This window comes from Belliella alkalica (assembly GCF_022549785.1).
GTDB lineage: Bacteria > Bacteroidota > Bacteroidia > Cytophagales > Cyclobacteriaceae > Belliella > Belliella alkalica.
Genome location: NZ_JAKZGO010000084.1, coordinates 1 through 634 on the forward strand (window position 1 = coordinate 1; position 634 = coordinate 634).

General features: G+C 51.2%; 1 protein-coding gene. It reads left to right on the plus strand.

Translation table 11 applies throughout. From position 1 onward, the window contains the following. Window positions 1-634: hypothetical protein (locus MM213_RS20755; protein WP_241414790.1), on the plus strand; the 634-nt coding region annotated here is incomplete at both ends.

The following is a 634-nucleotide window of genomic DNA, read 5'->3' on the forward strand; positions in this document are numbered from 1 at the left end:
TATTGAATCCGGACAACTGTGCTACGGCGACGATAAGCATCACGGTAGAAGCGGCAGAGATAGTGGCGACTGATGACACGGTGATAGACATCAACGGTTACGATGGTGAGGATGATGTAGTGAATGTGTTTGATAATGACACGTTGAACGGAGATCCRGTAGATCCATCCGAGGTTACGTTGTCGGTAGGAGGCACAGAGGTCATCACTCCCGTATCGTTCCTAGACGCGGACAACAACCCAACTACTCAGGTAGTATTGAATGCAGACGGCAGTGTAGACGTTCTTGCCGGTACGCCTGCGGGTACCTATACGTTGGAGTACAGCATCTGTGAGGTATTGAATCCGGACAACTGTGCTACGGCGACGATAAGCATCACGGTAGAAGCGGCAGAGATAGTGGCGACTGATGACGACTTCGGTCCGATCAATGGCCTAGACGGCACAGAGAACGCGGGCAATGTGTTGACAAACGACACGTTGAACGGAGATCCTGTATCGATAGATGATGTGACGTTGACGATAGTTACGGCAGCGACACCGATCAACGGCGGTCCTGTACCGAGCATCGATCCATCTACAGGCATCGTAAGCATTCCTGAGAACACCCCAGCGGGAACATATACAATCACATA